The 6,621-nt window shown below is 69.7% G+C and carries 8 protein-coding genes; 1 reads left to right on the top strand and 7 read right to left on the bottom strand.

Features of this window, described 5'->3' with window-relative positions:
- The 7 genes from VMS22_22955 to VMS22_22925 all read right to left on the bottom strand — a co-directional run.
- Positions 1–1,253, bottom strand: a 1,253-nt coding sequence (locus VMS22_22955) for a hydantoinase B/oxoprolinase family protein (protein HXJ36906.1), incomplete at its 3' end; no start/stop codon positions are given.
- 47 nt (positions 1,254–1,300) lie between these two features.
- Complete coding sequence (locus VMS22_22950; protein ID HXJ36905.1) at positions 1,301–2,842, bottom strand: radical SAM protein; 1,542 nt, start codon at positions 2,840–2,842, stop codon at positions 1,301–1,303.
- 54 nt (positions 2,843–2,896) lie between these two features.
- Positions 2,897–3,307, bottom strand: a complete 411-nt coding sequence (locus VMS22_22945) for a Zn-ribbon domain-containing OB-fold protein (GenBank protein ID HXJ36904.1) — start codon at positions 3,305–3,307, stop codon at positions 2,897–2,899.
- An 8-nt stretch (positions 3,308–3,315) separates the two neighbouring features.
- Positions 3,316–4,182, bottom strand: coding sequence for an alpha/beta fold hydrolase (locus tag VMS22_22940; GenBank protein HXJ36903.1), 867 nt, complete (start codon positions 4,180–4,182; stop codon positions 3,316–3,318).
- On the bottom strand, positions 4,179–5,339 hold the full coding sequence (locus tag VMS22_22935; GenBank protein HXJ36902.1) for a thiolase family protein: 1,161 nt from the start codon (positions 5,337–5,339) through the stop codon (positions 4,179–4,181). The genes VMS22_22940 and VMS22_22935 overlap by 4 nt, the downstream gene beginning before the upstream one ends.
- Positions 5,340–5,343: 4 nt before the next feature.
- Positions 5,344–5,766 carry a MaoC/PaaZ C-terminal domain-containing protein gene (locus VMS22_22930; GenBank protein HXJ36901.1) on the bottom strand — a complete coding sequence of 141 codons (423 nt, stop codon included), beginning with the start codon at positions 5,764–5,766 and terminating at the stop codon, positions 5,344–5,346.
- Positions 5,767–5,768: 2 nt separating this feature from the next.
- Positions 5,769–6,224, bottom strand: a complete 456-nt coding sequence (locus tag VMS22_22925) for a MaoC family dehydratase N-terminal domain-containing protein (protein HXJ36900.1) — start codon at positions 6,222–6,224, stop codon at positions 5,769–5,771.
- A 135-nt stretch (positions 6,225–6,359) separates the two neighbouring features.
- Here VMS22_22925 and VMS22_22920 point away from each other — a divergent pair.
- Positions 6,360–6,621 (top strand): 4-phosphopantetheinyl transferase (locus VMS22_22920; GenBank protein ID HXJ36899.1); only part of this gene is annotated, 262 nt, incomplete at its 3' end.

Raw genomic sequence — 6,621 nt, 5'->3', positions numbered from 1 at the left:
TCCTGCCCCTTCACGGCGCCGCAGTAGGCCGCGAAGGTGTCGACCGAGTGGTCGATGAAGAGCTGCCCGTCGCGCGGGTTCTTCCCGAAGATGACGGTGGGCATGCCCATCTTGTAGACCTGGGGGCAGCTCCGCTCCGGGACAACCCGCTGCAGCGCGCTGGCGACGGCCTCGCCCACCTCCGTGCCGGGATGGTGCGTGCCGGCCGCCACGGATTTCCCGTCGGGCGGATTGAGACAGCAGCCCTTCGGGACGATCAGGTCGATCGAGTCGAAGAAGCCCTCGTTCTTCGGGATGGATGGATCCATCATGGCCGCGAGCTGCGCCACGACGTAGCCGCGCGTGTTGCCGAACGTCGAGTAGGCCTGGATCTCCGGGCGCTCGTCCGAGCCGGTGAAGTCGACGGTGAGATTGCTCCCCTTCACCGTCACCTTGCAGTGGACGTGGATGTCCGGGTTCCCGTGTGGATCCTGATCGACCCAGACGTCCGACTCGTAGACGCCGTCGGGCCATCGCGCGACCTCCTCCTTGAAGCGACGCTTGGCATAGGCGACGATGCCGCGGACCGCGGCGCGGACGGTCTCGGTGCCGAAGCGCTCGCAGATCTCCTTCATCCGGCGCACGCCGAGCTGTGCCGCCCCCACCTGCGCGCGGAGGTCGCCCAGGAAGGTCGGCGTGCGGTTGTTGACGGCGATCATGTACTCGACGTCGCGCCGCTTCTCGCCGCGCTCGTAGATCTTCACGGCCGGAAAGCGCACGCCCTCGGCCCAGATGTCTGGTGCGTTCACGTTGTAGCCGCCCGGCGCGCCGCCGCCGGTGTCGGCGTGGTGGCACTGGATCGATCCGATCAGTACGCACTCGCCGTCGTGGAAGACGGGCGCGAAGACGTTGTAGTCGGGCAGATGGCCGCCGCCGTGGTACGGATCGTTCGCGACCAGTACGTCGCCGTCGTGGAGGCCGTCGGGTCCGAAGAACTCGACCGCGAAGCGGACCGGCAGCGTCGACGACAGCATGAACTGCGGGATGCCGACCGAGAGGGCGGCGAGCTGCCCGGTGGCGTCGAGGATCGTCGCGTTGCGCTCGTTCGACTGGTTCAGGATCGGCGTCGTGGCCGTGAGGCTCACGTGCGTCGCCATCTCGTAGCAGATCGTCTCGAAGGCGCCGAGGATGATCTCGGTCGTGACCGGATCGGCCTTCTTCCCTCCTCGCGCGGCTCGCGGGCGCGGCGGGGCTTTGCGGACGGCCGTGCGCATGAGCGATGGGGCTACACCGAACCCGTCGGGCTGACAAGGACGACGGTTCAGTGTTCCGTCGCAAGCGCGGGCGGCTGGCTCTCGAGCTCGGCGATGGCGCGATCGAGGCGCGCGCGCAGGCCGACGACGTAGTCGTACAGCCCCTCGTGGATGATCGCGAACGCGACCGCGTCGGCGAAGACGCGCGGGCGGCGAAGCAGCGTCGTGCCGAGCAGCGTCGCCGTGAACCACGCCCGCCGCGGGCCCGCGCGAACGACCGTCCGCCACAGGATGCGAACCAGGAGCCTCATGTCGGCGAGGCCCACCTCGAGCTGGCGTCCGGCCGTCTTGCCGCGGTTGAGCAGGAAGTCGAGGGTCCGGCGCCGGAAGGTGGGGAACTCGTAGAGCCGCGTGATGAGCTCGCGATAGCCGCGGTAGAGCTCGAGCCGCGTCATCGCCTTCGGCAGGATGTTCGAGAGGACGAACTGGTCGCCTTCGGTCTCCCCCACCAGCCGCTGCTCCTGCGCGACCCGGGCGTGGAGCGGCGTCTTCGGCATCGCCTGCAGCATGCCCGTCATCGACACCGGGATGCGGGCGTCCTGGATGAAGGAGAGTTGCTCCTCGAAGATGGTCGCGTCGTCGTGGTCGAAGCCGACGATCATGCCGGCCTGCACCTGGATGCCGTAGGACTGCACGCGCCGGACGCTCTCGACGAGGTTGCCGCGCAGGTTCTGCGTCTTCTTGGTCTCGGTCAGCGAGGCCGCGCGCGGGCTCTCGATGCCGATGAAGACGGTGGTGAAGTGCGCCGCGTGCAGGAGCGCCAGCAGCTCGTCGTCCTGGGCGACGTTCAGCGTCACCTCGGTGTTGAAGTGGATCGGGTGGTCGTGCGCCTCGCTCCAGGCCGCGATCGCGCGCAGCAGCTCCTTCGCCAGCTTCTTGTTGCCGATGAAGTTGTCGTCGACCAGGAAGACCTGCTTCGCGCCGAGGCGATGGCACTCTTCGATCTCGGCCATCACCTGGCCGACCGTCTTGGCGCGCGGCCGGCGGCCGTACACGACGATGATGTCGCAGAACTCGCACGAGAACGGGCATCCGCGGGCGAACTGGATCGTGAGCGCGTGGTAGCGATCGACCTTCAGGAGCTCGAAGCGCGGCATGGGCGACGAGGTGAGCTCGGGCTTGTCGGCCGGACGGTACTCGGCCTGCCACGTGCCCTCCGCGTAGTCGCGCAGGAACTGCGGCCAGGTCTCCTCGGCCTCGTCGACGAAGAGCACATCGCACTTGCCGCGCAGCTCCTCGGGACACAGCGACGCGTATGGCCCACCGACGACCACGAAGCGTCCGCGGCTGCGGAAGGCCTCGATCAGCTCCAGCATCCGCTCCCGATGGATGATGTAGCCGGTGATGCCGATGATGTCGGCCTCGACGTCGAGGTCGACCTCTTCGACGTTCTCGTCGCAGAGCGTCACCTCGTAGTCGCGTGGCGTCAGCCCCGCGACCGTCGGCATCGACAGGTTCGGAAACGCGCAGCGCTTCCCGAGCGTCCCCAGGATGTGGTCGTAGGTCCAGAAGCTCGGGGGGTTGCGAGGCGTGACGAGGTGGATACGCACCCTGAGTCCCGTGTGGCTCGCCCCCGCGCCCGTTGTCAATGGGGGTAGGCCGCGTCAGCGGCGCGGCCGGAATTTCGGGAGGGTGATCTCGTCGTCGACCTTCTCGAACACGACCTCGACCGGCAGGCCGATCCGGAGGTCCTCGTTCGTGCACTCGACCACGTTCGTGTGCAGGCGGATACCCTCCTCGAGCTCGACGATGGCGACGTTGTAGGGCACGTCGGCGTAGAAGCCCGGGTGCTGCGGCCGGTGCACGATGATGAACGAGTAGATCGTCCCGCGCCCCGAGAGGGGCGTCCATTCGTGCTCCAGCGCCAGGCACCTGGGGCACACGACGCTCGGCGGGAAGCGGAGGTGGCCGCAGGCCGAGCAGCGCTGGACCGCGAGCTTGTGGTCGCGGCAGGCGGCCCAGTACGGGGCCCCGTCCTCGGTGATGCCGGGCAGCGGCCGATCGATCTGGAACATACGGACGCTTACGCTCCCCCCGGCTGGCCGCTCCGGCCGTCGGCCTCGTCCAGGGCGGCTCCGGACCCGAGCGCGGCCAGGAACTCGCCCATGTGCCGGTTGAACTCGGTGGGCTGCTCGAGCATGGCGATGTGCCCGCAGCGCTCGATGACCCGTAGCCGGGCGTGCGGGATGCTGCGCACGAGCTGGGCGCTCTTGTGGGCCGGCACGATGCGATCCTCGCGCCCCCAGACGGCGAGGACGGGCTGGGTGATGCGGCCGAGCGGCTGCGATTCCGCCGCCAGCACGCCTCCGACCGAGCGCGCGATGGCGCGGGCGAAGTCGGGGAAGTCGTCCGCGGCGAGGCGCGCAGCGAGGATCCGGCGCCGCGTGACGTGCCCGATCAGGGTGCGGTCGTAGAACGTCTGCTCCAGGGCGCGATCGAGCGCGGCGCGCATGACGCTCGGGCGCGAGAGCGCCTGGATCGCCTTGCCGAAGGGCCGCAGCCCCCGGGCGTACTCGCTCGCCGGCGCCGCCAGCACGAGGGCTTCGACGAAGCGCGGATACCAGCACGCCAGCTCGAGCGCGATCTTGCCGCCCAGCGAGCTGCCACCGACGATCGCGCGGTCGATGCCGAGCTCCCGGGCGAGGGTGCGCACGACCCCGGCGTAGAAGTCGATCGTGTACGGCGCGTCGGGCTTCGCCGACTCGCCGTGACCCGGCAGGTCGGGCGCCACCACGCGATGGCGATCCGCGAACTCGTCGACGACGTGCTCCCAGATGTCGTGCGACGCGCTGAGCCCGTGCAGCAGGAGGAGCGGCGGCCCCTCGCCGGCCTCGAGCACGCGGAGTCGCACGCCGTCGGCGACGACGTCGCGATGGCGTCCCTTCGTCATGGCGTGCGGAGGATGGCCGCCGTGTAGGCGACGGTGGGCGGCGGCTCGTGCGGTGCGCCGCCGTAGCCGGTACACATCGAGTAGGTCACCTTCGCCACCTGATTGTACGACGTCCCGCGGATCTGGCGAACCGCCTCGGCGACGTGGCCCATGCCCTGGAGGTGTCCTTCCGAGATGAGCCCGCCGGCCGTGTTGCACGGCAGCCGGCCATCGAGCCCGATCTGTCCGCTCTGGATGAACTCGCTCACGTTCTCCCACGTACAGAAGCCGTAGGCGACGAGGTCGTGCGGGACGCGCGGCGTGAAGGCGTCGTAGATCTGGCACACGCTGACGTCGCGCGGCTCGATGCCGGCCATGCCGAAGGCGCGCTCGCCCGCCTCGCGCCCGCTGCCGTGCCCGGTGTCGTACGGGTGGATCACCTCCGAGGAATGGACCTGGCCCACGCCCGACACGAGTGCGGGAACCTGGCGGAGGTCGCGCGCGCGCTCGGCGCTGGTCACGACGAACGCGCCGCCACCGTCGGTGAACAGGCAGCAGTCGAACAGGCGCAGCGGCTCGTTGATGAAGCGGCTCGCCTGGTGATCCGCGATCGTCATGGGCTTGCGCATCTGGGCGTGCGGATTGCGCATCGCGTGCGTGCGCCAGGTGACGGCGATGCGGGCGTAGTCGAGCCCCGTGAGCCCGTGCTCGTGCATCTGCCGGCGCATCAGGTGCCCCATGAAGGTGATGGCACCGACGTCGCCGTAGGGAATGGCCCACGGCGAGCCGAAGAGGGTCGGCAGGATGCCCTGTGGGCTGTTCTGGGTGCCGAACGCGCACAGGACGGCGCGGCACATCCCGGCGTCGAGGAGCGCCAGCGCCGTCTGCAGCATGCCGATCGCCGTGGCGCCGCCCATGTCCATCGTCGAGCAGAAGGCGGGCGTGATGCCGAGGAACGCCGCGGCGCGCGACGCCCAGCCGTGCGCCTCGCCCTGCGAAGACGGGAACGCGACCAGCACGCCGTCGAGATCGTCGCGCGCGATGCCGCAGTCGTCGATCGCGTGCTTCGCCGCCTCGAGGCAGAACCCCATGGCGCTCGTGCCCGGGAGCTTCCCGAAGCGCGAGAGCCCGATGCCCGCGACGGCGTATGTGTCCCGCAGGCGGGTCGATTCGGGCATCGCGTCAGTTCGACAACGCGAGGGTGGCGGTGCCGACGACCTTTCGCTCGCCGCTCTGCGTCTCGCTCCAGATGTCGCAGTCGACGAGGCGCGTCCCGCCGTCGTCGCGCACGGCCGTGACCACGCCCTTGCAGGTGACGACGTCGCCCGGCCAGGTGAGCTTCGCGAAGCGCGCGCGGAACTTGCGTACGTTGGCGACGCCGCCCGCGGCCTTGTGGAGGAACTCGCCCAGATATCCCATCGACAGCATGCCGTGCGCGAACACGCCGGGGTAGCCGGCGTTCTTCGCGAACTCGTCGTCGAGGTGGATCGGGTTCGGGTCGCCGGCGGCCGGCCCGTACTCCTTCAGCGTCTCGCGGGTGATCGCAGGCTTCGTCAAGGGCGGCAGCTCGCTGCCGACCGCAACCGACTTCGCGGACAGGGCCATCGTCACGTCCTCTTCGAGATGAGAATGTTGCGGGAGTAGAAGACCGGCTTCTCGGCCGCGTCCTTGCCCTCGGTCTCGAGCACGACGAAGTCGAGCGTGCCGCCCGATCCGCTCTGCTTCTCGTAGACGTCGGCGATGCGGCCGGTGAGGGTGAGGGTCTCGCCGATCCTGAGCGGTCGCACGTACTCGAACTCCTGCTCGCCGTGGACCAGCGTCATGAAGTTGAGGCCGAGCTCGAGGAAGGTGTCCATGCCGCCGGCCATCGCCTGGGTCATGAAGGCGATCGGATAGGTGGGCGGCGCCACGATGGCACCGAAGGGCCCACGGCGGGCGACCTCCGCGTCGAGGTACAGCGGGTCGGGATCGCCGAGCGCGCGGGCGAAGTCCGCGATGTGCTCGGCGGTTACGGTGGCGCTGCCGTTGGTGAGCACGCGCCCGATCATGTCCTTCGAAGGCATCGTCGTCCGTCGCGATGCGCGCCGGCGGCGCGCGCGTTCAATCGACTGATTAGGGCAATTGCACGAACGGGCCGGGCGGTGTCAAGCGTGCGCCGAATGGACGGGCGGCGATGCGGTCCGTATGTACGAGCGGCGATGCGGGCCATGCACAGCCTGGGCGGAAGCGCCGTCCACGTCTGGACCACGGTTCCCGAGGAGCTGGGGGACCCGGCCCTGCTCGAGCGGTACGTGGCCCTGCTGACTCCCGACGAGCGGGTACGCCACGCCCGCTTCCGCCTGCCCGCGACCCGCCGCCAGCACCTGGTGGCGCGGGCGCTGGTGCGCACCGTGCTGTCGCGTTACGCGGCGGTCGAGCCAGGCGCGTGGCGGTTCGTCGCCAACGCCCACGGGCGACCGG

The sequence above is a fragment of the Candidatus Eisenbacteria bacterium genome, assembly GCA_035577985.1.
Classification (GTDB): domain Bacteria; phylum Desulfobacterota; class Binatia; order DP-6; family DP-6; genus DATJZY01.
This window is presented reverse-complemented; position numbering and strand designations above follow the sequence as displayed.

Excerpts from the sequence above, each read along its gene's own strand:
- VMS22_22930 (HXJ36901.1), bottom strand. The coding sequence starts at position 5,766 with ATGGCCCTGTCCGCGAAGTCGGTTGCGGTCGGCAGCGAGCTGCCGCCC.
- VMS22_22925 (HXJ36900.1), bottom strand. The coding sequence starts at position 6,224 with ATGCCTTCGAAGGACATGATCGGGCGCGTGCTCACCAACGGCAGCGCC.
- VMS22_22945 (HXJ36904.1), bottom strand. The coding sequence starts at position 3,307 with ATGTTCCAGATCGATCGGCCGCTGCCCGGCATCACCGAGGACGGGGCC.
- VMS22_22935 (HXJ36902.1), bottom strand. The coding sequence starts at position 5,339 with ATGCCCGAATCGACCCGCCTGCGGGACACATACGCCGTCGCGGGCATC.
- VMS22_22940 (HXJ36903.1), bottom strand. The coding sequence starts at position 4,182 with ATGACGAAGGGACGCCATCGCGACGTCGTCGCCGACGGCGTGCGACTC.